Genomic DNA, 25,564 nt, shown 5'->3' on the forward strand with positions numbered 1-25,564 from the left:
CCCCAACCACTTGGTCACCGGAAATGCGCCGCGGCCATCGGTGGCTATCGCGCGACGGCGGATCCGTCAGCGGGTATTCCCACCCGCACGCGCAGGAGCCCCGCGGCCCGCACCATGTTGGCAAGCGCCGCCTCCACTTCGGGCCACGCGCGCGTCTTCAGCCCACAATCCGGATTGACCCACAGCCGTTCCACGGGAACCCGTTGAACGGCCTGTTCCAACAACCCGCCTATCTCCTCCACGGGCGGCACCCGCGGCGAATGGATGTCGAACACCCCGGGACCGATCCCGTTGGGATAGTGAAAGGTCTGGAACGCCTCCAGGAGTTCCATGCGCGAGCGGGAAGTCTCGATGGTGATCACATCGGCATCCAGGGCGGCGATCGCTTCCAGGATATCGTTGAACTCGGCATAGCACATGTGGGTGTGGATCTGAGTCTCGTCGCGCACGCCGCAAGCGGCGACGCGGAAACAGCGCGCGGCCCAGTCCAGATACGCGGGCCACTCGGAGCGGCGCAGGGGCAGCCCCTCCCGGAATGCCGGCTCGTCGATCTGGATGATGGCGATCCCGGCGGACTCCAGGTCGGCCACTTCGTCGCGCAGGGCGAGGGCGAGCTGCACGCAGGTATCGGCGCGCGGCTGATCATCGCGCACGAAAGACCATTGCAAAACGGTGACCGGACCGGTGAGCATGCCCTTCATCGGACGCGTGGTCAGGGATTGGGCGTAGCCGGTCCAATCCACGGTCATGGGCCGAATACGGCGCACGTCGCCGTATAGGATCGGCGGTTTTACGCACCGGGATCCGTAGCTTTGTACCCACCCGTTTGCGGTGATCGCAAAGCCGTCCAGGAGTTCCCCGAAGTATTCCACCATGTCGGTGCGCTCGGGCTCCCCGTGCACCAGCACGTCAAGGCCCAGGGCCTCCTGGCGCGCGACGGTCTGCGCGATCTCGGCCTGTAGCCGCTCCCGGTAGACCGCTTCACTGATCCCCCCGCCGCGGTAGTCGCGGCGCAGGCGGCGGATCTCCGTAGTCTGGGGGAACGAGCCGATGGTGGTGGTGGGCAGGATCGGCAAACCCAAACGTTGCTGCTGTGCGACACAGCGCCGCGGATAGTGACTGGCGCGTTGCGCCATGGCGTTGGTCACCGCGGTGGCCCGCGCCACGACCTCCGGGCAGTGGATGCGCGGCGAGCCGCGCCGCTCCGCCAACGCCTCCCGAGCCCGCTGCAATCCTCCGGAGACCGCGGCCTCCCCTTCGGCAAGTGCGCGGCGCAGCAGGACCACCTCCTCCAATTTCTGGACCGCGAAGGCCAGCCAACCACGCAGCTCCGGGTCCAATGTCTCCTCCAGGTCCAAATCCACCGGTACGTGGAGCAAGGAACAGGAGGGCGCGAGCCACAGCCGCTCACCCAGCCGTTCGTAGGCTGGACGCAGACGCGCCAGTAGGACATCAAGGTCGGAACGCCACACATTACGCCCGTCCACGATACCTGCGGACAGGACCTTGTAGGGCGGCAGGCGATCGAGCACCGCCTCGAGTTGTTCCGGCGCGCGCACCAAGTCCACATGCAAACCATCCACCGGCAGGTGGCAGACGAGGCCCAGGTGTTCGTTCAAACCGCCGAAGTAAGTGGCCACCATGAGCCGCAGGCCAGGAACCTGGAGCCGGGCATAGGCGTATTCGAATGCGTCCCGCCAGGGGTGCGGGAGGTCCAACACGAGGATCGGCTCGTCGAGCTGCACCCATTCCACCCCCTGCTCCCGCAACCCCACCAAGATCTCTCCGTAGGCAGGCAACAGGCGCTCCAGCAGTGCGAGGCGGTCGAAACTGGCCCCCGCGGCCTTGCCCTGCCACAGGTAGGTCAGGGGTCCTGGCAATACCGCCTTGACGCGGTGCCCCGCGGAACGCGCGTCCGCGACCTGCTCGAACAGCCCCGAAGCCGAAAGCCGGAATTCCTGGTCCGCGCTGAACTCCGGCACGATGTAGTGGTAGTTGGTATCGAACCACTTGGTCATCTCGCAGGCCGGTACGTCCGCGCCATCACGGCCGCGGCCCCGGGCCATCCGGAAGTAGGTGTCCAGCGTCACCGGTCCGGTAACCGGTCCGAACCGCGCCGGCACCACCCCCAACAGGGCAGACAAATCCAGGATCGAGTCGTACCAGGAGAAGTCCCCAACAGTCACCAGATCGAGGCCCGCCTCCTGCTGGTGGCGCCAATGCCTGAGCCGGAGGCTGCGCCCCATGTCGTGCAGAGCGGCCTCGTCCAGATCGCCGCGCCAGTAGGCTTCCACGGCCCGCTTGAGTTCCCGCCGCGCGCCGATGCGGGGGAATCCGAGGGTATGGGCAATACTCATCTGTGTCTCTCCATCGGGTCCCCAGGGGTGCCGGCTGGGACCCACGGGCCGGGATTCGGGATCGCCGGGATTCCGAGATCGATGGAAGTTTGAGCTAGGCTATAAAATGAGACAAATTCTTTATTTTCAGGTTATACATGAAATATACTCACGTTAATGATCGAAATCCGCCATCTCCGCACTCTGATGGCCATCCGGGAAGTCGGCACCCTGGCGGGGGCCGCGTCCCGTCTGCATCTCACCCAGTCGGCCCTGTCCCACCAGCTCCGGATCCTGGAGGAACGGCTGGGGATTCCCCTATTACATCGGAAACACCGGCCACTCCGCTTCACCGCGGCCGGGGAGCGCGTCCTGGCCCTGGCGGAACGGGTGTTGGGGGAATTGGAGGACGCCGGCCGGGAGTTGAGCCGGATGGCAGCGGGGCGGGCGGGACGACTGCACTTGGCCATCGAGTGCCACAGTTGCTTCGACTGGCTAATGCCGGCGATGGACGCCTACCGGCCGCGCTGGCCGGAGGTGGAGATCGACCTGTCGCTTGCGTTCGGCTTCGAACCCCTTCCGGCCCTGGCCCGCGGGGACCTGGACTTGGTGATTACCGCGGATCCGGAGGTCCGTGCCGACCTGCGTTTTATTCCTCTATTCCGCCATCAGGGGGTCCTCATCCTCGCGCCCGGGCATCCTCTCGCGGCACGCCCCTGGATCCAGCCTCGGGACTTGGCCGGCGAGACCCTGATCACCTACCCGGTACCCCCGGAGCGGCTGGATATCTATCGCCACTTCCTGTCCCCCGCCGGGGTCGAACCGGCGGCGCGACGCACCGCGGAACTCACTGCGGTGCTATTGCAACTGGTGGCCAGCGGCCGCGGCGTTGCGGCCCTCCCGCGCTGGGCCGCCGCCGCCTTTCTGGCCCGCGGCTCCGTGGTCGCACGGCCCTTGGGCAGTGAGCGCGGGATGTGGGCCACCCTCTATGCCGCGCTGCGCACCCGTCAGATGGAAGCCGTGTATATCCAGGACTTCGTGGACACCGCCCGGATCACCGCCTTCCGACACCTGGAGGAGATCCAGCCGACCCCGTGACGGCGACTTGCATTCCCTCGATAATCACACTATCTTGTGTTCCATCTCCGGTGCACACCCAACATATTGAGTGTGCCGAAAAAGGGAACCCGGTGTAATTCCGGGACTGACGCGCAGCGGTAAGGGGGAACAAGGCGCGCACGGGGCCGCCACCATGGGGTCCCAGGCACTGTCCCGCAGGGGATGGGAAGCCGCGCACCGAGGCCCGCCGTGAACTACGGCCCGCCCCCAAGTCCGAAGACCTGCCGGAGAGAACCCGGGCCACGGCCCGGGTTCGGAAATCACCCAGGCCTTCGCGATACAGGCTCCGGGAGTGAAGCGGGATTCCACGCCACAGCCCGGCGCGCGTTGCCCCCTTTTCCCCACCCGTCCGCGCAGGCGCCCACTCCAACGAACGTGATTCTGGAGGCGCCATGGAAACCGACACCGCACCTGTTCCCAACCGATCCCCGACTGGCCCCGCGACCCGCAGGCCGGCCGCCACCCTAGCGACGCTCGGCGTCGACCCGGACCACTGCCGGGTCATCCGCCGCAACGGCTCGGTCACCGCCTTCGATCCGGCCAAGATCTCCGTGGCCCTGACCAAGGCCTTTCTAGCCGTGGAAGGCGGCACTGCCGCCGCCAGCCGCCGCATCCATGAAACCGTGGAGCGCTTGACCGGGCAGGTAGCCACTGCGCTCACCCGCCACCTGCCCACCGGGGGCACGGTCCACATCGAGGATATCCAGGACCAAGTGGAACTGGCCCTGATGCGCGACGGCCATCACCGGATCGCGCGCGCCTACGTGCTGTACCGCGAAGAACATACCCGCCAGCGCCAGACTCGCGCCGCCCGATCCCCCGAGACCACGGCACCGATCCTCCATGTACGCCGGCCGGACGGCACCAGCCAGCCCCTGGAGCCGGCGTGGCTTAGCTCGCTTGCGGAAGAGGCGTGCGCCGGCGTTGAGGACGTAAACGGCGCGCGGATCGTGCAGGAGGCGCTGCGCAACCTGTTCGACGGGATTCCCGAGGCGGAAGTGGTGCCCGCGCTCACCATCGGCGCGCGCTCCCTCATCGAACGGGAGCCCAACTACGGTTACGCGGCGGCGCGCCTGCTGCTGCATACGCTGCGTCGGGAGGCCCTGTCGTTCCTCGCTGGACGACCCGATACCGCGAGTCACGAGGCGATGACGGCCCGCTATCCGGAGTACTTCGACCAGTATGTACACCGGGGGATCACCCTGGGCCTGCTGAACGAGGAGCTCGCCCGTTTCAACCTGGCACGGCTCGGCGCGGCACTGCAACCGGAACGCGACCGGCAGTTCGGCTACCTCGGGCTGCAGACCCTATACGACCGCTATTTCCTGCATCACGGCGGGGTACGCTTCGAGCTGCCCCAGGCGTTTTTCATGCGCGTGGCCATGGGGCTCGCCCTGCCTGAGATCGACCGCGAGAGACGCGCCATCGAGTTCTACGAACTGCTATCAAGCTTCGATTTCATGAGCTCCACCCCCACCCTGTTCAATGCCGGCACCCGGCGCCCGCAGCTCTCATCCTGCTACCTCACCACGATCCCCGATGACCTGGACGGCATCTTCGGCGCGATCCGCGCCAACGCGTTGCTGTCCAAATACGCCGGTGGCCTGGGCAACGATTGGACCCGGGTGCGGGGCATGGGCGCCCACATCCGCGGCACCAACGGCAGCAGCCAGGGGGTGGTGCCGTTCCTGAAGGTCGCCAACGACACCGCAGTCGCCGTGAACCAGGGCGGGAAACGCCGCGGGGCGGTGTGCGCCTACTTGGAGACCTGGCACATCGACATCGAGGAATTCCTGGAGCTGCGCAAGAACACCGGCGACGAGCGCCGCCGCACCCACGATATGAATACCGCCAACTGGGTACCGGACCTGTTCATGAAACGGGTGACAGAAGAAGGCGACTGGACGCTGTTTTCCCCGGACGAGGTGCCTGATCTGCATGACCTGTCGGGGCGCGCCTTCGAGGAACGCTACCACGAATACGAAACCCAGGCGGCGCGCGGGAAACTGAAGGTTACCCGCACCGTGAAGGCGGTGGAGCTGTGGCGCAAGATGCTTTCCATGCTGTTCGAGACCGGCCACCCCTGGATCACCTTCAAAGATCCGTGCAATCTGCGTTCGCCACAGCGCCACGCGGGCGTCGTGCACAGCTCCAACCTGTGCACGGAGATCACGCTGAACAGCTCCGACGCGGAGATCGCGGTGTGCAATCTGGGCAGCGTAAACCTCGCGCGCCATACCGGCGCCAACGGTCTCGACGACGTTAAACTTGAGCGCACGGTACGTACCGCCATGCGTATGCTGGACAACGTCATCGACATCAACTACTACTCGGTGCCCGAGGCGCGGCGTTCCAACCTGCGTCACCGCCCGGTGGGCCTCGGGATCATGGGGTTCCAGGACGCCCTCTACCAGTTGCGGATCCCCTACGCGGCGGAAGCGGCCGCGGAATTCGCCGACCGCTCCGCGGAGGCCCTGGCCTATCACGCGATCCGCGCCAGCACCGACCTGGCCGAGGAGCGCGGCCGCTACGCGAGCTTCGAGGGCTCGCTCTGGAGCCAGGGCGTACTGCCGCTGGACTCCCTGGACCTGCTCGAACAGGAGCGCGGCGGCTACCTTCAGGTGGACCGCTCCCGCACCTTGGATTGGGACACGCTGCGCGAGCGGGTCCGGACCGTGGGCATGCGCAATTCCAACTGCCTGGCGATCGCGCCGACCGCGACCATCTCCAACATCTGCGGGGTCTCCCAGTCCATCGAACCCACCTACCAGAACCTGTTCGTGAAGTCGAACCTCTCGGGCGAGTTCACGGCCGTGAACCCCTATCTGGTGGCAGACCTGAAGGCGCGCGGCCTGTGGGACGAGGTCATGGTCAACGACCTCAAATACTACGACGGCAGCATCCTCGCCATCGACCGCGTCCCCGAAGAGCTAAAGGCGCTGTACGCGAGCGCGTTCGAAATCGATCCACGCTGGCTGGTGGAGGCCGCCAGCCGCCGTCAGAAGTGGCTCGACCAGGCCCAGTCCTTGAACCTATACATGGCGGAACCCTCCGGGAAGCGTCTTGACAACCTGTACAGGCTGGCCTGGACGCGCGGACTCAAGACCACGTACTACCTGCGCTCCATGGGGGCCACGCACATGGAGAAGGGCGGCGTGCGGCAGCCGTCAGGCGACCAAGCGACCCAAGGCGACACCGGGACCATCCCGTCGTGCTCGATCCTGGACCCCAACTGCGATGCCTGCCAGTAGGCACGCCGCACCGGCGACGGCCGGCACACCACGGATGCATTCGACGAGAGGTACCAAGACATGATGAACTGGGAAGATCCGCTCACCGCCAGCGCGCACACCGCGCCCCTTCCACCCCTCGCCGCTGACAGCGCGCCGCGCACCGGCCCGTCATTGTGCAACGACACACCGGAGTCTGCCATGAGCCCGGTCGATCCAAAAGACAAGCGGGTCGTGAATGGTCTGACCGACGTTAACCAGCTGGCGCCGTTCCGCTATCCGTGGGCATGGAAGTATTTCCTGAACGCCAACCGGAACCACTGGACGCCGCTGGACATCAGCATGGGTCAGGACGTTCACGATTACTTCCACCGACTCACCGTGGAGGAACGTCACGTATACACCAACGTGCTGTCCTATCTCACCACCTCGGACATCATGGCCATGCGCAACATTGGGCTCGCCGTAATGGAGAAAATGACGGCGCCGGAGCTGCAGATCTATCAGGCCCGCCAGGTCTATGAGGAGTCCCTGCATACCTGGACCTATCAGCACTGCATCGAGACCATTGGGCTCGACCAGGGAGAGGTCTATAACCGCTACCGGGTGGTGCCGGAAATCAACGCCAAGATCCGCATCGCCAACCGGCGCTTGAACTCCGTGCTGCGCCCGGACATCGACCTGCGGGACCGCGGTGAATTGGGGAACTTTCTCATGGCCTACATCTTCTTCGCGGCGGTATTCGAGGGATGCTGGTTCTACAACGGCTTCAGCCCGATCTTTGCCTTGCAGCGCCGGGGGTTGATGAAAGGCACCGCCGAACAGTTCCAGTACATCCTGCGCGACGAGGTCATGCACTGCGGGTTCGGGATCCGCGTCGTCCGCCAGATCATGTTCGAAGAGAACATCCAGCCGGATCCCAAGGACATGCGCGCCATGTGGGACGAGGCGGAGGCCGCGGAGCGCGCCTACGCGGACTATATTCTGCGCGACCCGATTCTGGGCTATTCTGCGGACCTGCACAGCGAGCAGTTCCGGTTCGTTGCCAACCGCCGCGCCCACCAGCTCGGCCTGGAGGAACCGTTTCCGGGTGCCCGCGACGTGCTGCCCTGGCTCGACGAGCAGGCCAATCTGCGCAAGGAAAAAAACTTCTTCGAGACCCGGGTCACCGAGTACCAGACCGGTGGTGCGTTGACCTGGGATTGAGCGCGCGACGCTAGGGTACCCGGCCGCCGCTGCGACCCCGCGTGTCAACCTGAGTCCAGACACTTCCTGTTTGGGATAACATCGATTCCTGGGTAATGATGCAGGGCTTGGGTATCGCTCGAACAGCCCGGCCGGCGGCACTCGGACAAGGGGTGGTTCGTTCGGTTCGGCTTTGTCCTTCAGGTGATCGAGGATTTTCTTGGCCACCAACGGGTCCTCAATGCAGGCGCTGACGTTGACGGCGCCGCCGCGTTCTCGGTACGTTGCGATGTTGATGTGGAATACCCGTTTGAGGCTTTGCGCCCACGTCATCGTGGCGGACGTTCTGCGGGCGTCGGCTCCCACCCGTCGCCAGTGGCTTTGCCTCGCTTCGCGGGCGGGGGGGCACCAAGGCACGATGTTTGCTCGATGTTTGCTGTTGGGTGCGAACACGCGGTGGAATCGCGTCAGGTTGACCCTGCGCTTCGGTACCAGGGCCGCCAATCTTACAATGATCCAGTGGCTCGAAGATGACATGGGTGGTGCTATCGCGCTACGGTGTCTTGAGCTGGCAACGGATATGGCCGTTCAGCGTTAGCGACGGCCGCTTTTCCGAGACCGCCGGGCGGCCGATGTATCGGCCCAGCCGTTCGAGCTTGTTGCGTTCACGCGGCCTTGGCTGCCACCCCGGTGTGCAGCGAGAAGGCGGCCACCTTGCCCACCGTCTCGCCGAACGGATCTTCTGGTTCACAAACGGGCAAGAGCCGAAACGGTAAACACCTTGTGCCCCGCCTGTGGACCCACCGCGATGCGGTCGGTTATGGAGCGACCCAGTAGTTGCATCATGGGGTCGTCGTCCACCGCATCGCCAGCGAGGCAACCATTCTCGGCATCACGATCTGACAGCCCCCGCCGCTCCAGATAGCGGCCGAATCGCGCGGCGATGGTGTACGCCAGTTGGGTGAGCTCGGTGCTGGTCGGCGCCTCGACCCAGTGAAACCGGGTCCACCCGGCATTGGCGCCATCGACATAGACGCCGTCGAGGAACAGCATGTAGAAATGGATATCGAGGTTGAGCACCGATCCAAACCGCTGGATCAACGTGACGGCACGGTATGGGCCGTCTTGGGCGCGTGGCCCGCCTTCCCTATCCGGTGGGCGGCGAACGCTCGGTAGACGATCCCCAGCGCTCGGCCGATGACCGCCGGGCGGCTGGCAACCAGGAAACGCAAGGGATACGGAAAGCTCAGCACCCATTGACGCACCGGCTGTTCGGGCACGATCTCATCCACCAACAGCGCGGCGCAGCTTAAATCATTTGCTATTATCCTGTCAGATTGCTCATGAGGCATTGTCTCTATGTTTATCAGCGTATTAGAGCTATTTAAGATCGGGATTGGTCCATCGAGCTCACACACGCACGGACCAATGGTCGCCGCAAATGATTTCGTTGGTCGCATAAAAAATCAGAAAGTCATTGATGCAAGTGCGAAAAACGCATTTATACGCTGTACGCTCAAGGGTTCCCTGGCTTTTACGGGCAAGGGACATTCCACGGATCACGCGGTCGCATTAGGGTTAAATGGCCATCAGCCGGCGAGTCTCGCCGATAAGGATATTGCTGACCTGGTTACAACTATCTGGAAAAGCGATCATCTTTGTCTCGACAACAACATCCGTGTTTCGTTTAACCCAACGGAACACATCATTTTTGACAAAGGGGAGCCGTCACCTGAGCACCCTAATGGGATGATTTTTGATCTCGTCGGCAACGACGGCAAGAAATTATATTCAGAAACGTATTTTTCGATTGGCGGTGGCTTTATAAACACCCTGGCGGAAATTCATCAATTGCAAGCACCACTTAAAATGGAGTCTGCGTCCTCGTGCCAATATCCGTTTGATTCGGCGAATTCCATGTTGCGAATGGCGCAGGACAGCAACATGTCCATCGCACAGATGAAGCAAATTAACGAGCAGCAATATTACTCGGAAAAAGCGCTGTTTGATGGTATGGGCAGGATTTGGCAATCCATGCAAACATGCATTGAAAAAGGCTTGGCAACAGAAGGCACATTGCCTGGTGGTCTGGGTATCTTGCGGCGCGCCAAAAAACTTCATCAGAGCCTGAAAAGTACGCCTGAGAAGGCAAATATTAATGACTGGCTATGCGCGTATGCCATGGCCGTGAATGAAGAAAATGCGGCCGGTAATATGGTGGTGACCGCGCCAACGAACGGTGCGGCAGGCGTCATTCCTGCGGTACTCTATTATGCCAGCGTCCATGAGCATGTCACACAGGAACAGGTGCGGGAGTTTTTGCTTACCGCAAGTGCAATCGGTGGTCTCATTAAGCATCGCAGCTCTATCTCCGGCGCCGAGGTGGGCTGCCAGGGTGAAGTCGGTTCAGCCGCCGCCATGGCAGCCGCGGGTTTGTGTTCGATTCGTGGCGGAACCCCCCAACAAATTGAAAATGCTGCCGAGATCGCGCTCGAACACCACCTCGGTATGACCTGCGATCCCGTTAACGGACTTGTGCAAGTCCCGTGTATCGAACGCAATGGTTTTGGTGCAATCAAGGCCTATACCGCGGCGTCTCTTGCACTTCGAGGTGACGGCACTCACTTTATGCCGCTGGACAGTTGTATTGAAGCCATGAAGAAAACCGGGTTGGAGATGTCGCATAAATATAAAGAAACGGCGCTCGGGGGACTTGCTGTCAGCCTGACCGAATGTTGAAGTGCACTATACGTCAGCCCGGCACGTGGCTGGATAACGATACCAGCATGGAAAATGTAAAAACTTCTTCGGGACCCGGGTTACGGAGTAGCGGACCGGCGGCGCCTTGACCTGGGATTGAGCCCGCGCGCCGTGGTCATCGCGGCCTGCAGCACGCCCACGCCCCGCGCGGCTCAACCCTCCGCGAGCAGCGCCTTCAGGTCGTGGGCGAGATCGGCGGTCCGGTTGGGGCGCTGCGCGAGCAGGCGGACATGGCCATTGCGGTCGAAAACGTACACCGCGCTGCTGTGGGAAACCACGTAGTTACCGTGGACGTCGGGCTTTTCGTAGCCGTAGGTCACCCGGTAGCGCTTGGTGAGTCGCCGGAGCTGCTCCTGGTCACCGCGCAAACCCACCACCTGGGGACCGAAGGCCTCCGCATACCGCTTGAGCACTGGTATCGTGTCGCGGGCCGGGTCCACGCTCACGAATAAGATGCGTACTTGGTCAGCACGGGCCCCCAGGGTACGCACCGCCGCCGCCAGATCCGCCAGCGTCATGGGGCAAACATCCGGGCAATGGGTGTAGCCGAAATACAGCAACACCACCTTGCCCTTGAAGTGCGCCGCATCCATGCTCGCGCCAGTGGCCGCGTCGGTCAGGGTGAACTTCAGCACCGGCATAAGACCGGTGATGTTCGTCATCCGCCAGCCACGGCCCCCGCCGCAGCCGGCGACGGCCAGTGCCATCAGGGCCGGCAAGACCCAGCGGGTAATGCGGCACCCGGCGTCGCAGGCCCGGACCATCACTGCATGTCCGGAGGCTGGACGAGGAACGGGAAGGTCACGGTACCCCCATCGGCGAACCGGAACTCGACGGTGACGTGTTCCCCCACCTGCAGCGTGCGCGCACGATGCATCATCATCAGATGGTAACCACCAGGGGAAAATGCGATCGCGCCGTGCGGCGGCACTGGGATCTCCGACACCGGGACCATGTCCCCGGACGGGAGACTGCGGTGCATCTCCACCCGGGCAAAGGCGGGACTGGCGACCCCCACCAGCCGCAGGGTCTGTGAACCCCGGTTCTCCAGCTTGAAGTAACCACCCAAGGGCAAATCGCCGGGCAGCCAGCGGATGCGCGCGGCGGTGACGGTGACCGGCGGCGGCTGGGCCAGGGCGAGGCCCGGCGCCAACACCAGCCATGCGATGACAAACGCCCTACGCACCCGTGTGTCCGCCCAGTGACGCTGGGACCCGCGCCGTGCGCCAAGTGCCGGAGCGGAACGAAGCGCCACGCCGGTTGCGCTCGCGCAAGGCGCGCACCGCGACGCGGTCCGCACGGGTCCAGAGCCGCAACACCACCAGAATTCCCAGCACGCTCATCATGGCCGCTGGTATCCAGGTAATGAGCCCACCGATATCCTGGTCCGTCATCGGACTGATCGGCCAGACGCGGCCACAGATACTGTACACGTTGTAGAGATCGTGCCCACTGAGGGAAATGAAGGCCCCGAGGATAATTTGGGGCAACATCACCAGCCACAGCATGACGATACGCGTGGTATATGAAGGCGTGCCGTGTTCCTGCGGTGAACGCGGATCCACCACCAGCCACCAGAACAGCAGTCCGTCCACCGCCATACTCCAGTTCATCAGTTTGTAAAGCCAGGCGCTGAGCATGACATACAAATGAATGGCTGGAGTGAGCCACAGGTAGATCAGGCCTACGAATAGGAACGCGGCGACCCATGGCCTCTGCAGGAACCGGTAGGTTCCGTGCACCGGCCGGCTGTACCAAATGGGCAACAGCACCGACTCCCGTAAGCGGTCCGGGATCCCGCGCCCGATCACCTCGTGGGGCACCGCGAGCATCACCAGAAAGGGACCCAGATGATGGAGGATGAGATGCTGGAGGCGATGGACCCAGAACATGTGCTGGGACACATAATCGAAATAGGACTGGAGCACCCCATAGATCAGGATCAGGCCGGTAAAGAACGACAGGGTCCGCCATGGGCTGATGGATTTTCCCTCGCGGCGGCAACGCCGCAGGCCGCGCAGGAACAGCCCCGCCGCCAGGAGGCAGGTCACTAGCACCGTCGGGGAGAATTCCCAGGGCGTGATCAGGGTAAGCAGCGTATCCATCGGGCCAGCCAGCAAAGGATCAGGTCCTCCGCGTTCCTGGCGGGGATGCGGGACAACGAATACCGAGCATGGAACCCAACAGGGATCGAGGGGATGGTATGTGGCCGGTGATGATACTGCTGAGGATCAACCCGCACAAGCGTCACGCCTACTCAGCGCGGCCGCCATTTCTCCACGCGGTCGTTGCGGAAATCCGCCACGAACACCATCCCGTCCGGGGCCACCGCCACGGCGATCGGGAGATGGAACTCGCCGGGACCGCTGCCAGGCCGGCCGAAGGTCGTCAGCAGCACGCCGCCGCGCGTGAACTTCTGGATCCGGTTGTTATGGAAATCCGCGGCGAACACGTCCCCGCGGGGACCCACGGCCACCGAGGTCACGGTGGAGAACCAGCCGGGAAACGGTCCGTACAGGTGCAAGGCAAAAGGGCCGCCCCACTTACGGAGAAATTCTCCGTCCGGTGCGAATGCCTGGATCCGGTTATTGTAGCCATCGGCCACATACAACGTGCCTTTGGGACCGAGGGCCACGTCCGTTGGATAGCTGAACTCGTCGGCGCGGATCCCGGTCTGTCCGGTGGTGCCCCATTGGCGCACAAAGGTCCCGTCCGCGCGCAGTTCCTGCACCCGTTGATTGTAAAAATCCGCCACGTACAGGTTTCCGTCCGGCGCCACCGCCACACCCCCCGGCGAGTTGAATTCCCCGGGTCCGCGGCCGCTGTGTCCGAGGTTGCGCACGAACGTTCCGTTCAGGGTAAAAACAGCAATACGGTCGTTCCAGTAGTCGGCGACATACAGCTGGTCCTTGGCGATGGCGAGGTTCATGGGCCGGCCGAGTTGCCCCGGTCCGTCGCCGCGGGTACCGAACTGGCGCAGGAAATGTCCAAAGTGGTCGAAGACCTGGATCCAAGCGTTGCGGGCATCGGACACGTACACCGCGCTCGCGGTGACCGCGACACCGGTGGGGTCGTGGAACTGGCCGGGACCACTGCCCGAACTGCCCCACGCCCGCACAAACCCGTATCCGCTTCCCGTCGGGTACGGAACAAAGGCCAGCCATCCGGCGGCGGTCAACCCGAACAGGGTCAAGCCGGTCCACCCCAGCCACGCGCTCCACTTGGCCCGCGCCATCGCCCCCGTCCCCCGTTCAGAAATTGATCCGGAACCCAGCGTTCACCACGTAGTCGTTCATAAGACCGCTGCCATTGAGATTCTGGGCCACCGGCACCTGCACCGCAGCCTCTAGGATCCAGGTACGGGTCACGTACTGCAAGCCGGGGGCCAGCGACAGGGTGGTCCCCCCCGAATTGGGATCCGCTACCCCATTGATCTCGTTGCGGTCCTGATGGACCAGATTGAACTCCATGACCCCGTAGACGAACGCCGGCAACCCACTGCCCAGGCGCCGCGGCCAGAGCCGGTACTGGAGCGATCCGTCCAGCTCGGCACTGTTGCCGAACCGGAATCCGCCAGCCGCGGTGGTCGCCTTGTAGCTGAACTGACCATCCACCTCATAGGGAAGCGTCTGGTAGGTGGCCACCAAACCCACTATCGGATCCCATGCACCAGAACCCGGCTGCAGCGGGCGCGGCAGCAGACCAAGCGCATCGCGGACATCGTCGCTGCCAGTGGGCGCCTGCACCCCGGCATAGGGCGCCACCCGCAGGTTCACGCCCGGCCCATCATATCGGTAGGCGGTGTAACGTCCCAACAAGGTGACGTCACCGAGACCCCCGCCGGTGCTGCGCGCGATGCGCCCGCCGCCCATGTTCAGCTCCAAGCGCTTGTCAAACCAGGGCGCGATCCCGAACAGCGCGAAGTCCGGCGTCACCCCGTAAGCAAGCACCGAGATCGCGCCGCTGGCCGTGAGATCCCGGTTGGCGGGGGTAACATCGCCGGTGGAGTGTACGCGCACGAACCGCTCCCGGAAAACAAACTGTTGGGTGGCGACCGGCAGGGCGGTGTTGAAGGTAATCGGCGCGGCCACCGCCCGGGAACCCCAGGCGGCGGCCCACAGCAGACCGAGGGCCGCAACGCAGCAGCCAGTGCCGTGGAACCTCCCACGGCACCCACGCACCTGCCTCAAGGGGAACCCTCCACCGGCGCAAAACCTTTCAGCGTGAAGCCCGCATCCCGTACCGCCTTGCGGGCCGCCGGTTCGCGCAGTACGCGATCTTTCTGCATGGTGACGGTCACGATCTCGGACTTGATGTCGGTGCGCACGCCGTCGACGCCGGGGATCTGGCTGAGTTTCTTCTCGATGCCATAGGCGCAGAACGGACAGGCGAGTCCCTCCACGTGAATCCGGTATTGGGGACCGGCGACCGGGGCCGCCAGCAGCGGCGCGCCGATCCACAAGCTCGCCGCAAGCACGGCCCCCAGCAGTACCTTTGTCGATTTCATCGGCGTTTCTCCTGAACCTTCCCCGTCGCGGCGCCGCGCAGGTGCGGGGTGCGCCTGCGCCGGCCCACGACGGCATTCGAGAGGCACGATACCTCTGGAGTGCACTCCAGAGGCAAGGCCTCCTGAATCGTGGGACACTGGCACCAGGGATTATGCGGCCCGATACGGTGGCGGGCGCAACTCACCCCCGCGGTTGGCAATCGTTATCCCAGCCGTGCACGGCGCGCTACGCCATGTTCCGCGCCCACGGTTTGAGGAATTTCCCCAGCACTCGCGGGCCTGGAAAATAATACGTCCGCTTCCCGCGCCACGTGGCAGGACGTTTATCAGTGGCCCGGAATCTAACCCTTGCGAGCACGGCGTCGGCGTACGCCGTGCCATACACGCGCGGCCCCGGAACCGGAGCCCATGTCCCGCTCGACCTGCTCCATGCCCTCGATCACCGGACAACCCTGTTCGCTCGCCGCGCACAGGGTCAACAACAGGCGCAGTTCCTTGCGCAGGTAGGCCAGTTCCTCCAGCCGCGCCTCCACCTCTGCGAGCTTCTGGCCGGTGAGTTCGCGCACTTCGCGCCGGGCTCCGGTAGGATCCTCGCGGAAACGCAGCAGGGCGGCGATCTCCGCAAGCGTGAAGTTCATGCCCTGGGCCCGGCGGATGAACCGCAACCGCGCAAGGTCCCGTTCCCGGTAGCGGCGCAGACCCGAGGCGCGGCGTTCCACCGGGGGCAGCAGGCCGATCTTCTCATAGTAGCGCAGGGTGTCGGCGCTGATCCCGAGGAGCCGGGTGACCGCGCCGATGGACAGCGCGTCTGCGGAGGATGTGGATTTCATGGCGTGCCCCGCTGCGTGCGCCGGCCGCGGCCGGGTACCGCCAGCCACCCGTCCACCAGGGTCCGCAGGCGGGCCGGCGTAGGGGATCCGGTAAACGCCAGCACCCCGTTGACCACCAGGGCGGGCGTCGCCCGCACCCCGAGCACCACGGCGCGATCCAGCTCCGCCACCACGTCCACCGCCTGCCAGTGCAGGGCATCCCCATAGACGTCCGCGAGGGCATCCAGCGCCGCCAGCAGGCCCGCGCAGCGGCGGCACCCGGGGGCGGTAAACACCTCCACCTCCAACGTCATCCTGCACCTCCGCGCGCCATGGAAGGCGATCGGGTGGATCGGATTGCGGTTGGGCCCGGCACGCGACCGCAGAGCCCGTCGGATCCGTCCGGCCCGGTACCGCCGGAGGCGAACCCAAGGCCCGTGCGGGCGCGGGATTACCGCTCCAGGGAGTAGCATAGACCTGGAGTGTGCTCCAGGGTCAAGGTGCGCTGCCGGCATCGGCTACCGGGACCCGCGCCGACCCGATATAGTCCCCCATGGGTGTTGCCGCGGCCATGCGCGGCATGGCCGCGCGCGGACCGATCCGGAATAATCCCAGCGCCGGGTTGGTCCTACCGATACATGCATGGTTTGAATACGCGCCGCCGTGTGCGGCGCTCCGGGAGGCCTTATGAAACGCACACTGTCAATCCTGTTGCTCCTGCTGGGTACCACCGTCCTCGCGGCGGCCGACGCCCCGCCCGGTGCGGTGCCCCAGTTCCCGGGGATCGAGTCGATTCCGCTCCCGAAGGCCATGGGATACGGAGGCTTCTTCAAGGATCACCAGCCCGCCAAGGTGGTGTTCGGCGTGAGCGACCCCACGGGTCAGCTCAAGGAATCGCTGACCAACGCGTCGCTCATCATCCGCTATCTCAAGCACAAGGGTTACCGCTACGAGATTCAGTTCGTGCTGTACGGCAAAGCGGTCTTAGCGGCGGACATGTGGAACCAGCGCTACAGCGGTTACGGTGACCTGATGAAGGCGCTGCACAAACAAGGGGTGGAGTTCCGGGTGTGCTACAACTCCATGCACTCCCTGGGTGTAAAGAAGGACGATGTCTTTCCCTATATGAAGGTGATCCCGGCAGGGATTCTGCAGCTGATCAAGAAGCAGATGCAGGGGTACGCCTATATCAGCAACCGGTGACCACGCGCCCGGGGATGGGAACGGCCACCGTCGGGCGGGCGGCATCAGCGGCCGAGTAGTGCCTCGATCCTGGGCCGCTGATCGATAAACGTTCCGTAGAACACCTCAGCGCCGATGACGGTCACCGGCGCGACCCGCACGCCATAGCGGCGCTTGGCCTCATCCGCCACCCCGGGTTGGCTCAGATCCCGCTCCCCAAAGGCCAGGCCCCGCTTCGCCAGCCACTGCTTCAGGGCCGCACAATCCGGGCAGCCAGGCGTGGTATAGATCAGGATGTCATCCATTGGTGATCCCTCCGCAATTCCGTGCGCCGCGCAGTCGCGGCGCCACCCATCGCTCCCGGGGCCGGGCCGCCCGGCCCCGCTGTCGGTGGGCAGCGCCCGCCGATCTACCGGTCAGCGCTGCACCTCGGCCCCGTAGCCCTCGCCCGTCACCGCCCGGACCAGGGCCTGTGCATCGGCGGATCCCTTCACCACCGCCTGCTTCTTCTCGAGGCTCACATCGGCGGACTCCACACCGGGCACGCCCTTAAGCGCCTTGGTCACTGCCGATACACAATGTCCACAGGTCATTCCGCTTACCTTCAAAGTCGTCTCTGACATAGCCGTTCTCCTCTGATGATTGATTCCTTCATCGGGCTTCCTTCGGCAGCCCGCGCGGTCCCACCCCTCAGTGGGCATGCACCGCGGTGGTGGATACGGCCGGCGCGACGGTGTCACCGGCCCCCTCGATGCGTGCGGCGCGCAATCGGCGCAGGCGCAGGCTGTTGGTTACGACAAACACGCTGGACAACCCCATGGCCACGCCGGCGAACATCGGGTTCAGATGGATACCGAAGTTGGGATAGAGCACGCCGGCCGCGAGGGGAATCAGCAGGATGTTGTAGAAGAATGCCCAGAACAGGTTGCCGCGGATCGTGCTCATGGTACGCCGCGCCACGTTCAACGCGGTCAGCACGCCGCTCAGATCGTCACGCGTGAGGGTCACGTCGGCCGCCTCGATGGCAATGTCGGTACCGCTGCCCACCGCGATCCCCACCTGGGCTTGCGCCAGGGCCGGCGCATCGTTGATGCCGTCCCCCACGAAGGCCACCTTGCGGCCCTCGGCCTGGAGCTGTTCCACCGCCGCCGCCTTGCCATCGGGCAGCACCTCGGCCTGATAGTGGTCGATGCCGGCCTGGGCGGCGATGGCCGCGGCCGTACCCTGAGCATCCCCGGTGATCATGACCACGCGCAGGCCCTGGGCCTGTAGCGCGGCGATCACCGGCGCGGACTCCGCCTTGAGCGGATCGGCCACCGCGAGGATGCCGTGCACCGTGCCGTCCAGCGCCAGATAGATCGGGGTCTTGCCCTGCTCGGCCAGGGCGTCGGCGCGCGCGGACAGGGAAGATACGTCGATGCCTTCCCGGTCCATGAGCCGCGCGGCGCCGAGCAACACCGCGCGCCCCATCACCCGCGCACCCACCCCGTAACCGGGGATGGCTTTGAAATCCTCCGCCGCGGGCGGATCGATCTCCGCCTCCCGCGCGGCGGCGACGACCGCCATGGCGAGCGGGTGTTCGCTGTCCGCTTCCACCGCGGCCGCGAACGCGAGGGCCTGCTGGCGGTCTATGCCCACCGGCTCCAGGTCAGTGAGCCGCGGGTGGCCTTCGGTCAGCGTGCCGGTCTTGTCGAACACCACGGTGTCGACATGGCTCAGGGCCTCCAGCGCCTCGCCCTTGCGGAACAGCACGCCCAGTTCCGCGGCACGCCCGGTGCCCACCATAATGGCCGCGGGGGTCGCGAGCCCCATCGCGCAGGGGCACGCCACCACCAGTACCGCCACCGCACTGACCAGGGCCAGGGTGATCGCGGGCGGCGGACCGAACAGCAGCCACACCCCGAAGGTGAGCGCGGCGATCAACAGGACGATGGGCGTGAATACCTTCACTACCCGGTCCGCCAGCCCCTGGATCGGCAACTTCGATCCCTGCGCGCGTTCCACCAAACGGATGATCTGCGCGAGCACCGTCTGCCTGCCCACCTGAGTCGCCTCGACGCGCAGCACGCCGTGCTGGTTGACGGTACCGCCCACCACCGGATCACCGGCGCGCTTCGCCACCGGGGCCGGCTCGCCGGTGAGCATGGACTCATCGACGTAGCTCTCGCCTTCATGCACTTTGCCGTCCACCGGCAGGCGCTCGCCGGGGCGCACCACGATCACGTCGCCCGGTTGTACGCTACGGATCGGGATCTCCTCTTCATGTCCGTCGCGTAGTACGCGCGCGGTCTTGGCCTGTAGCCCAACGAGCTTCTTGATCGCCTCGCTGGTACGCCCCTTGGCCAGTTCCTCCAGAAACTTGCCGAACAGGATGACGGTGATCACCACCGCCGCCGAGTCGAAATAGAGGTTGCGCGCCAGAACCGGGAACAGCCCGGGTGCCAACACCACCACCAAGCTGTAGAGCCACGCGGCACCGGTACCGGTCATCACCAGGGAATTCATGTCCGGCGATCCATGGCGATAGGCGATCCAGCCGGGGCGGAAAAAGCGCCGTCCGGGTCCGAACAAGACCACGCTGGCAAGCATGAGTTGGACCCAGTCCCAGAGCGGCGGCCACGGCGTCAGCGCCGCCAGCGCCCGCGCCATCTCCGGAGAGAACGCGCTACCCATGGACAGGATCAGGATCGGCACGGTCAGCACCGCGGCGAGCACGATATCCCGGCGCAGGGCACGCAGCGACGCGCGGCGCGCCGCCTGCTCCCGGTCTTCGTTCGCCTCATCCATGGCGCGCGCCTCGTAACCGGCCGCCTCGATGGCACGGGCTACGTCGTCAGCGTTCAACGCCGCCGGCACGTAACGTACCGTGGCCCGCTCCGTAGCCAAGTTCACCGACGCCTCCAACACCCCGGGCAACTGGTTCAGGGCCCGTTCCACCCGCCCCACACAGGACGCGCAGGTCATGCCCCCGACGCCCATCTCCAACTCCGCCGCCACCGGCGTGTAACCCACCTCGCGCACGGCCTCCAAAATCTGCGCCGGTGTCAGGCGTGCCTCGTCGTAGGCGACACTGGCACGTTCGGTGGCCAAGTTCACGGACGCCTCCTGCACCCCGGCCAGCTTGCCCAGGGCCCGTTCCACGCGCGCCGCGCACGAGGCGCAGGTCATGCCTTCGATTCCCAGTTCAATGTTCTGCATGGCGTGCTCCTTCAATCATCCGTAGCAAATGCCGGCGCAGGGCGCGAACCCTGCGTCCGGGGCGACCCATCAGCCATCATCCTGGTTAAGCGCGGCGAGGATCGGGCAGTCGGCGGTCGACCCCCGGCCGCTGCAATGGCCGGCCAGGGTCTCGAGACCGCGCCTCATGCGATCCAGGTCGCGGATGCGCGACTCGATGTCGGCGATCTTCTCCTTGGTCAGGCGCTTCACGTCGCGCGCGCTGGCCCCGGGGTTTTCGCTCATCCCCAACAGGGCGGCAATCTCCTCCAGGGAGAAGCCCAACTCCTGAGCGCGCCGGATAAACCGCAGCCGACGCGCGGCAGCCGGCTGGTAAACGCGATAGCCGGCGGCGGTACGCTGCGGCGGCGCGAGCAGACCGAGCCGCTCGTAATAGCGCAGGGTTCCGGCACCCACGCCCGCCTGTTTCGCCAATGTCCCGATGGTCATGGTCTGCATGGTCCGTCCCTCCCAGCCCGGTTGAAGCTTAATGCTTACAGTATGGTTTAAGGTCAAGCCCCCGGGGGAACGCGCCGGGTCCCGCGGCTTCCATCGTGCATAGTATAAACCTTATAGTAAGCTTTAATGTCAAGGGTGGCGTATCCGGCGCCGATGGGCACGGCCCCGGCCCTTTATCCGGCGCCGGACACACCACCACACTGGCCCCGGTATGGGATGCTCCGGTTAGGCAGCGCGGCATCCGCGCTGCTCCTCAAGAATCCATCCGTGTCCGCCGACCCCGGGCGAGGCCCGGCGCTCGCGCGGCCGGGCTGCCCGAACTCCCGCCGAACCGAATACAATGCGTTGGCACCGGATCGCCGATCCACCCCACTGCCAACGGTTCTTCAAGGGAGATCACACATGATGCGCCACTGGCTCCTCAGCATCTTCGCTCTCGTCCTGTTCATCCCTGCCGCCCATGCCGCAGACAACGGTCTGGTCACGATCAAGAGCGCCCACAGCGTTCCCGTCACCATCAACCGTCTGGAGGCCATGCTCCGGAAAAAGGGAATGACCATCTTCGCGCGCGTGGATCACCAGCGCGGGGCCAAAAAGGTCAAACTCAGCCTGCGGCCGACCACACTGCTGATCTTCGGCAACCCGCGGCTGGGAACCCCGCTGATGCAGTGCAAGCAGACTGTGGGCATCGACCTGCCCCAGAAGATACTCGCCTGGGAGGACGCCAAGGGCCAGGTCTGGCTCACCTACAATGACCCGCAGTACTTGGCCGAGCGTCACGGTTTGGGAACCTGCGGTGCGGCAGTGGTCCGGAAGATGAGCATGGCGCTGCACCACTTCGCCGAAGCGGCCGCTGGGCACTAGCCAGTCGCGCAGCCCGGCTAGCGGAACGCGCGGTCCGCCACACCCATCACCCGGGGCCGCACGGACAGCAACCTCCTCATGACAGGTACCGGGACCGTGGCACACGTCCTTCCTATGACCATCGGGCGGCTCGCCCGCGCCGCGGGCGTCCACGTGGAGACGGTGCGCTACTATCAGCGTATCGGGTTGGTACCGGCGCCGCCGCGTCCCACGGGCGGCATCCGCCACTACCCCCCGGAAACCGTGGACAGGATCCGTTTCATCCGCCGCGCCCAGCGGCTTGGCTTCACCCTGCAGGAGGTGGCTGAACTGCTCACGCTCGGGACGGGTCGCTGCCAGGACGTGCGCCGCCGCGCCGCGGCGCGCCGCGATCAGATCGACGCTCAAATCCAAGACCTGCGCGGGATGTGCGATGCCCTGGATGCGCTGATCCGCGCCTGCCGGTCCGGGCGTCGTCGGCACTGCCCCATCGTGGAGGCCCTGACCGGACACCGGGACCGATAGCCATCCCCGGCGCCGCCGGCCGCTCCGATCCCCCAGCCCGCCCCCCATGGGGCACCCCCAGGTTTCATTCCCAGGGCTTGACTCCGTACTCTGGTACGGAATGTAAGCTGTCTTCATCGTAAATCCCGATGAGGGCACACCCATGGCCAATGAGTCCACTGCAACCCGGTCCCTGGTGGCGGGTACCATTGCCGCCGTAGTCGGTTCCTTGTGCTGCGTCGGACCCCTGGTACTGCTGGGCCTCGGGGTCAGCGGAGCCTGGATCGGGCATCTCACGGTCCTGGAACCCTACCGACCGATCTTCATCGGAATCACCCTGCTGTTCCTGGGACTCGCATTTCGCAAACTCTATCGGGCACCGCAGGTCTGCACCCCCGGTACGCCCTGCGCGGACCCCCGCACGCGGCGCAATCAGCGCATCGTGTTCTGGGTAGTCAGCGTGACGTTGCTGGGGATGTTGATCTCCCCCTGGGTCGCCCAGTGGTTCCTCACCCGATGAATGCCGTTCTTCCGGTTGCCCAGCCCACCCCCGTTCTGGAGGACTACTCATGCGCTACGCACTGCTGTTGATGACGACACTCGCCGTTGCGGTCCTGGGCCCGTCCAGCGTTTCCGCCGCACCGGCCGCGACCACCAAGCCGATTCCGCTCAAGACCATCACCCTGTCGGTGCCGGGGATGACCTGTGGCCTGTGCCCGATCACCATCCGTACCGCCCTGGAGCAGGTTCCCGGCGTGGCGAAGGCGAAGACCGACTTCGTCACCCGTACCGCCACGGTGAGCTACGACCCGGCGCGAACCAATGTCGCGGCCCTGACCAAAGCCACCACCGACGCCGGTTACCCCTCGACGCCGCAACCGTGAACTCAGCGCAGGAGCACGTACCCATGGAGACTCAAGAACTGGAAATCGTCGGGATGACCTGCGAGCACTGTGCCCGCACCGTCGAGGAGGCCCTCAACGGGGTGGGTGGGGTGACCGCACGGGTCTCCTACGCGGACGCCCACGCGCGGGTGGAAGCGGACCGGGCCGTGGACACCGAGCGGCTGATCCAGGCGGTACAGGCCAAAGGTTACGGCGCCCGTGCCCTGGATGGATCCGGAAAATCCTCGCACGGCAACGGCACGGGCTTGCAAGTCGCCGTCCTGGGCTCCGGCTCCGCCGCCTTCGCCTGTGCGATCCGCGCCGCGGAGGCGGGTGCCCAGGTCACGATGATCGAATCCGGGACCGTGGGGGGCACCTGCGTAAACGTGGGCTGCGTACCCTCCAAGATCACCATCCGTGCCGCGCACATCGCGCACCTGGAACGCCACAACCCGTTCGCGGGCATCGCCGATACCGAACCGACGATCGACCGCGGCCGTCTGGTGGCGCAGCAACAGGCCCGGGTCGAGGAGTTGCGCCACGCGAAGTACGAAAGCATCGTGGAACAGAACCCGTCCATCCACCTGATCCACGGGCGCGCGCGTTTCCAGGACGCACGCACCCTTCAGATCCGCGCCGCCGACGGCACGGAGCAGACCCTTCATGCGGACCGCATCCTCATCGCCACCGGTGCCGCACCCGCGGTGCCACCAATTCCCGGACTAAAGGACACCCCCTACTGGACCTCCACCGAGGCCCTGGTGGCGGAACGGCTGCCCGAACACCTGATCGTACTCGGCGGGTCGGTGGTCGCCGTGGAACTTGCGCAGGCGTTCCGGCGCCTGGGGGCGCAGGTGACGGTACTCGCGCGCAGCACGCTGCTCTCCCGCGAAGACCCGGCGCTGGGCGCCGGTCTCAAAGAGGCGTTCGAGGCGGAGGGTATCGAGGTGCGGTTGCACACGGTGCCCGAGCGTGTGCAGTATGCGGACGGCCTCTACACGCTGCAGATCGGCACCGAGCGCCTGCGCGGTGACGCACTGCTGGTAGCCACCGGGCGGCGGCCCAACACCGCCGGCCTCGGGCTGGAGGCCGCCGGCGTCACGACCGACACCCATGGCGCCGTGGTCATCGATGCGCGCCTGCGCACCTCCGCCGAATCGATCTACGCCGCCGGGGACTGCACCGACCAACCGCAGTTCGTGTATGTGGCGGCGGCGGCCGGCACGCGCGCGGCGATCAACATGACCGGCGGCGCAGCGGCACTGGATCTCTCGTCAATGCCGGCGGTGGTGTTCACCGATCCCCAGGTGGCCACCGTGGGCCTCAGCGAGGCGCAGGCCGAACGCGAAGGCATCGAGACCGACAGCCGGGTCCTGACGCTGGACAACGTGCCGCGGGCGCTCGCGAACTTCGACATCACCGGCTTCATCAAACTGGTGGCCGAGCGCGCCACCGGGCGCCTGCTCGGGGCCCAGTTGCTGGCCGCCGAAGGCGGCGAGATCATCCAAAGCGCGGCGCTGGCACTGCGCAACCGCATGACGATCCAAGAACTGGCGGATCAGCTGTTCCCCTACCTCACGATGGTGGAAGGGCTCAAGCTGTGCGCCCAGACCTTCACCCGCGACGTCAAGCAGCTCTCCTGCTGCGCGGGCTAACGAACCGGTGGCCCGCGCGGCGCGTACCGGTGGCACCGGGATCGTCGCGTGCGGCCCGCGTCCCGGTCCGGCAGCGGGCCCAATGATCGTCACAGCATCCGATGTGCATCGCGAGGGCGCCGCATGAAAGACTTCTTCGGGCAATTCTCGGGACTGCTGGGCGCGGGTATCTCGGCGGCCTGCTGCCTGGGCATCCCCGCGGTCCTGACCGCGGTGGGCGCCGTGGGGCTCGGCTTCGTGGTCCACGATGCCTACCTGTTCCCGATCTTCGTGGGGTTCCTCAGTCTCAGCACCTGGCTGCTGTTCCGCGCGGCACGGGGCCGCGGACGACTCGCGCCGTTCTGGTTGGGTCTCGCCGGTGCGCTCGTGGGTAGCGCCGGCATGTGGTTCCTGGTCACCGGCCGCTATCCGCACAGCGCGCCGGTGTATCTCGGGCTGGGGCTGCTGGTCGCGGCCAGCCTCTGGGACCTGCTCAACGCCCGGTCCACCGCCGCCTGCGCAAGCGAGCCCGCCTGCGAGCCCCCGCGGGCACGAGCCCATAGCCCCGGGCGGCGCATGGCCACCGGCGCGGCCCTGAGCGTCGCGGCGGCGGCCGCGTTTTATGGCCTCTACAAGTCCGTGGAGACCTTCGCGCCCCCGGCGCAAGCCGGGGACATCGCCTGTTACGGGATCAACAACTGCAAAGGGACCACCGCGTGCAGCACCGCCTTCAACGCGTGCCGCGGGCAGAACCAGTGCAAGGGGAAGGGCTACGAGAACGTCCCCAAAAAGGCGTGCTACGCCAGGGGCGGCGTCCCGCTCAAAGGCTCTCCCGCGGATCCGCAGGCCCACTGAGCCGGCGTCGCCGGCAATTCCCCCGCCCGCCACATCGCCGG

General features: G+C 65.5%; 25 protein-coding genes, 1 pseudogene and 1 riboswitch. Of the genes and pseudogenes, 11 read left to right on the forward strand and 15 right to left on the reverse strand.

Translation table 11 applies throughout. From position 1 onward, the window contains the following. Positions 1-44 precede the first annotated feature (44 nt). On the reverse strand, positions 45-2,357 hold the full coding sequence (locus B7Z66_00090; GenBank protein OYV78022.1) for a 5-methyltetrahydropteroyltriglutamate--homocysteine S-methyltransferase: 2,313 nt from the start codon (positions 2,355-2,357) through the stop codon (positions 45-47). A 156-nt stretch (positions 2,358-2,513) separates the two neighbouring features. Here B7Z66_00090 and B7Z66_00095 point away from each other — a divergent pair, with 156 nt between their 5' ends. The 3 genes from B7Z66_00095 to B7Z66_00105 all read left to right on the forward strand — a co-directional run bounded on the left by B7Z66_00095 (position 2,514) and on the right by B7Z66_00105 (position 7,891). Next, positions 2,514-3,434: a LysR family transcriptional regulator gene (locus B7Z66_00095; GenBank protein OYV78023.1), complete on the forward strand. Its 921-nt coding sequence runs from the start codon at positions 2,514-2,516 to the stop codon at positions 3,432-3,434. A gap of 31 nt (positions 3,435-3,465) precedes the next feature. Then, positions 3,466-3,699, forward strand: a riboswitch (cobalamin riboswitch). Between the two features lie 148 nt (positions 3,700-3,847). Beyond that, positions 3,848-6,706 (forward strand): ribonucleoside-diphosphate reductase subunit alpha, encoded by a 2,859-nt coding sequence (locus B7Z66_00100; protein OYV78024.1) that lies wholly within the window; start codon positions 3,848-3,850, stop codon positions 6,704-6,706. A gap of 60 nt (positions 6,707-6,766) precedes the next feature. Next, positions 6,767-7,891 carry a ribonucleotide reductase gene (locus B7Z66_00105; protein ID OYV78025.1) on the forward strand — a complete coding sequence of 375 codons (1,125 nt, stop codon included), beginning with the start codon at positions 6,767-6,769 and terminating at the stop codon, positions 7,889-7,891. Between the two features lie 117 nt (positions 7,892-8,008). Here B7Z66_00105 and B7Z66_00110 read toward each other — a convergent pair. Together B7Z66_00110 and B7Z66_00115 are read right to left on the reverse strand one after the other, a co-directional pair. After that, positions 8,009-8,923: pseudogene (locus B7Z66_00110) on the reverse strand (IS91 family transposase). A 44-nt stretch (positions 8,924-8,967) separates the two neighbouring features. Next, positions 8,968-9,165 (reverse strand): hypothetical protein, encoded by a 198-nt coding sequence (locus B7Z66_00115; GenBank protein ID OYV78026.1) that lies wholly within the window; start codon positions 9,163-9,165, stop codon positions 8,968-8,970. A gap of 64 nt (positions 9,166-9,229) precedes the next feature. On the opposite strand from B7Z66_00115, the gene B7Z66_00120 reads away from it, so the two are divergent. Beyond that, positions 9,230-10,609, forward strand: coding sequence for an L-serine ammonia-lyase (locus tag B7Z66_00120; protein ID OYV78027.1), 1,380 nt, complete (start codon positions 9,230-9,232; stop codon positions 10,607-10,609). Between the two features lie 173 nt (positions 10,610-10,782). Here the strand turns inward: B7Z66_00120 and B7Z66_00125 are convergent, their stop codons facing one another. The 8 genes from B7Z66_00125 to B7Z66_00160 all read right to left on the reverse strand — a co-directional run bounded on the left by B7Z66_00125 (position 10,783) and on the right by B7Z66_00160 (position 16,461). After that, a complete protein-coding gene (locus tag B7Z66_00125) occupies positions 10,783-11,394 on the reverse strand; it encodes a hypothetical protein (protein OYV78028.1) in 612 nt (203 codons plus the stop codon). Then, positions 11,394-11,930, reverse strand: a complete 537-nt coding sequence (locus B7Z66_00130) for a hypothetical protein (GenBank protein ID OYV78029.1) — start codon at positions 11,928-11,930, stop codon at positions 11,394-11,396. The genes B7Z66_00125 and B7Z66_00130 overlap by 1 nt, the downstream gene beginning before the upstream one ends. Further along, positions 11,809-12,735, reverse strand: a complete 927-nt coding sequence (locus B7Z66_00135; GenBank protein ID OYV78030.1) for a hypothetical protein — start codon at positions 12,733-12,735, stop codon at positions 11,809-11,811. The genes B7Z66_00130 and B7Z66_00135 overlap by 122 nt, the downstream gene beginning before the upstream one ends. Positions 12,736-12,887: 152 nt before the next feature. Next, entirely contained in the window at positions 12,888-13,865 is a 978-nt protein-coding gene (locus B7Z66_00140) for a 6-bladed beta-propeller (GenBank protein ID OYV78031.1), read from the reverse strand. 16 nt (positions 13,866-13,881) lie between these two features. Further along, positions 13,882-14,811, reverse strand: a complete 930-nt coding sequence (locus B7Z66_00145; GenBank protein ID OYV78358.1) for a hypothetical protein — start codon at positions 14,809-14,811, stop codon at positions 13,882-13,884. Between the two features lie 5 nt (positions 14,812-14,816). Further along, positions 14,817-15,137 carry a hypothetical protein gene (locus B7Z66_00150; GenBank protein ID OYV78032.1) on the reverse strand — a complete coding sequence of 107 codons (321 nt, stop codon included), beginning with the start codon at positions 15,135-15,137 and terminating at the stop codon, positions 14,817-14,819. A 341-nt stretch (positions 15,138-15,478) separates the two neighbouring features. Then, entirely contained in the window at positions 15,479-15,967 is a 489-nt protein-coding gene (locus tag B7Z66_00155) for a hypothetical protein (GenBank protein ID OYV78359.1), read from the reverse strand. Further along, positions 15,964-16,461: a hypothetical protein gene (locus tag B7Z66_00160; protein ID OYV78033.1), complete on the reverse strand. Its 498-nt coding sequence runs from the start codon at positions 16,459-16,461 to the stop codon at positions 15,964-15,966. The genes B7Z66_00155 and B7Z66_00160 overlap by 4 nt, the downstream gene beginning before the upstream one ends. Before the next feature lie 172 nt (positions 16,462-16,633). On the opposite strand from B7Z66_00160, the gene B7Z66_00165 reads away from it, so the two are divergent. Then, positions 16,634-17,149 carry a hypothetical protein gene (locus B7Z66_00165; GenBank protein OYV78034.1) on the forward strand — a complete coding sequence of 172 codons (516 nt, stop codon included), beginning with the start codon at positions 16,634-16,636 and terminating at the stop codon, positions 17,147-17,149. 44 nt (positions 17,150-17,193) lie between these two features. On the opposite strand, the gene B7Z66_00170 is transcribed toward B7Z66_00165, so the two are convergent. The 4 genes from B7Z66_00170 to B7Z66_00185 all read right to left on the reverse strand — a co-directional run bounded on the left by B7Z66_00170 (position 17,194) and on the right by B7Z66_00185 (position 20,803). Then, the gene (locus B7Z66_00170; GenBank protein ID OYV78035.1) at positions 17,194-17,433 is read right to left on the reverse strand and encodes an NrdH-redoxin; all 240 of its coding nucleotides are present in this window, start codon (positions 17,431-17,433) and stop codon (positions 17,194-17,196) included. Positions 17,434-17,544: 111 nt separating this feature from the next. Then, positions 17,545-17,751: a hypothetical protein gene (locus B7Z66_00175; GenBank protein ID OYV78036.1), complete on the reverse strand. Its 207-nt coding sequence runs from the start codon at positions 17,749-17,751 to the stop codon at positions 17,545-17,547. A 67-nt stretch (positions 17,752-17,818) separates the two neighbouring features. Next, positions 17,819-20,326, reverse strand: coding sequence for a copper-translocating P-type ATPase (locus B7Z66_00180; protein ID OYV78037.1), 2,508 nt, complete (start codon positions 20,324-20,326; stop codon positions 17,819-17,821). Between the two features lie 69 nt (positions 20,327-20,395). Next, complete coding sequence (locus B7Z66_00185) at positions 20,396-20,803, reverse strand: heavy metal-responsive transcriptional regulator (GenBank protein ID OYV78038.1); 408 nt, start codon at positions 20,801-20,803, stop codon at positions 20,396-20,398. Positions 20,804-21,208: 405 nt separating this feature from the next. On the opposite strand from B7Z66_00185, the gene B7Z66_00190 reads away from it, so the two are divergent. The 6 genes from B7Z66_00190 to B7Z66_00215 all read left to right on the forward strand — a co-directional run bounded on the left by B7Z66_00190 (position 21,209) and on the right by B7Z66_00215 (position 25,523). After that, positions 21,209-21,667 carry a hypothetical protein gene (locus B7Z66_00190; GenBank protein OYV78360.1) on the forward strand — a complete coding sequence of 153 codons (459 nt, stop codon included), beginning with the start codon at positions 21,209-21,211 and terminating at the stop codon, positions 21,665-21,667. Between the two features lie 114 nt (positions 21,668-21,781). Then, complete coding sequence (locus B7Z66_00195) at positions 21,782-22,171, forward strand: hypothetical protein (GenBank protein OYV78039.1); 390 nt, start codon at positions 21,782-21,784, stop codon at positions 22,169-22,171. Positions 22,172-22,313: 142 nt separating this feature from the next. Beyond that, a complete protein-coding gene (locus B7Z66_00200) occupies positions 22,314-22,670 on the forward strand; it encodes a mercury transporter MerT (GenBank protein ID OYV78040.1) in 357 nt (118 codons plus the stop codon). A 70-nt stretch (positions 22,671-22,740) separates the two neighbouring features. Then, a complete protein-coding gene (locus B7Z66_00205; protein OYV78361.1) occupies positions 22,741-23,034 on the forward strand; it encodes a mercuric transport protein periplasmic component in 294 nt (97 codons plus the stop codon). A 23-nt stretch (positions 23,035-23,057) separates the two neighbouring features. Further along, entirely contained in the window at positions 23,058-24,689 is a 1,632-nt protein-coding gene (locus tag B7Z66_00210) for a mercury(II) reductase (GenBank protein OYV78041.1), read from the forward strand. A gap of 555 nt (positions 24,690-25,244) precedes the next feature. Further along, a complete protein-coding gene (locus B7Z66_00215) occupies positions 25,245-25,523 on the forward strand; it encodes a hypothetical protein (protein ID OYV78362.1) in 279 nt (92 codons plus the stop codon). Positions 25,524-25,564: the final 41 nt, after the last annotated feature.

The sequence above is a fragment of the Chromatiales bacterium 21-64-14 genome (assembly GCA_002255365.1).
Lineage (GTDB): Bacteria > Pseudomonadota > Gammaproteobacteria > 21-64-14 > 21-64-14 > 21-64-14.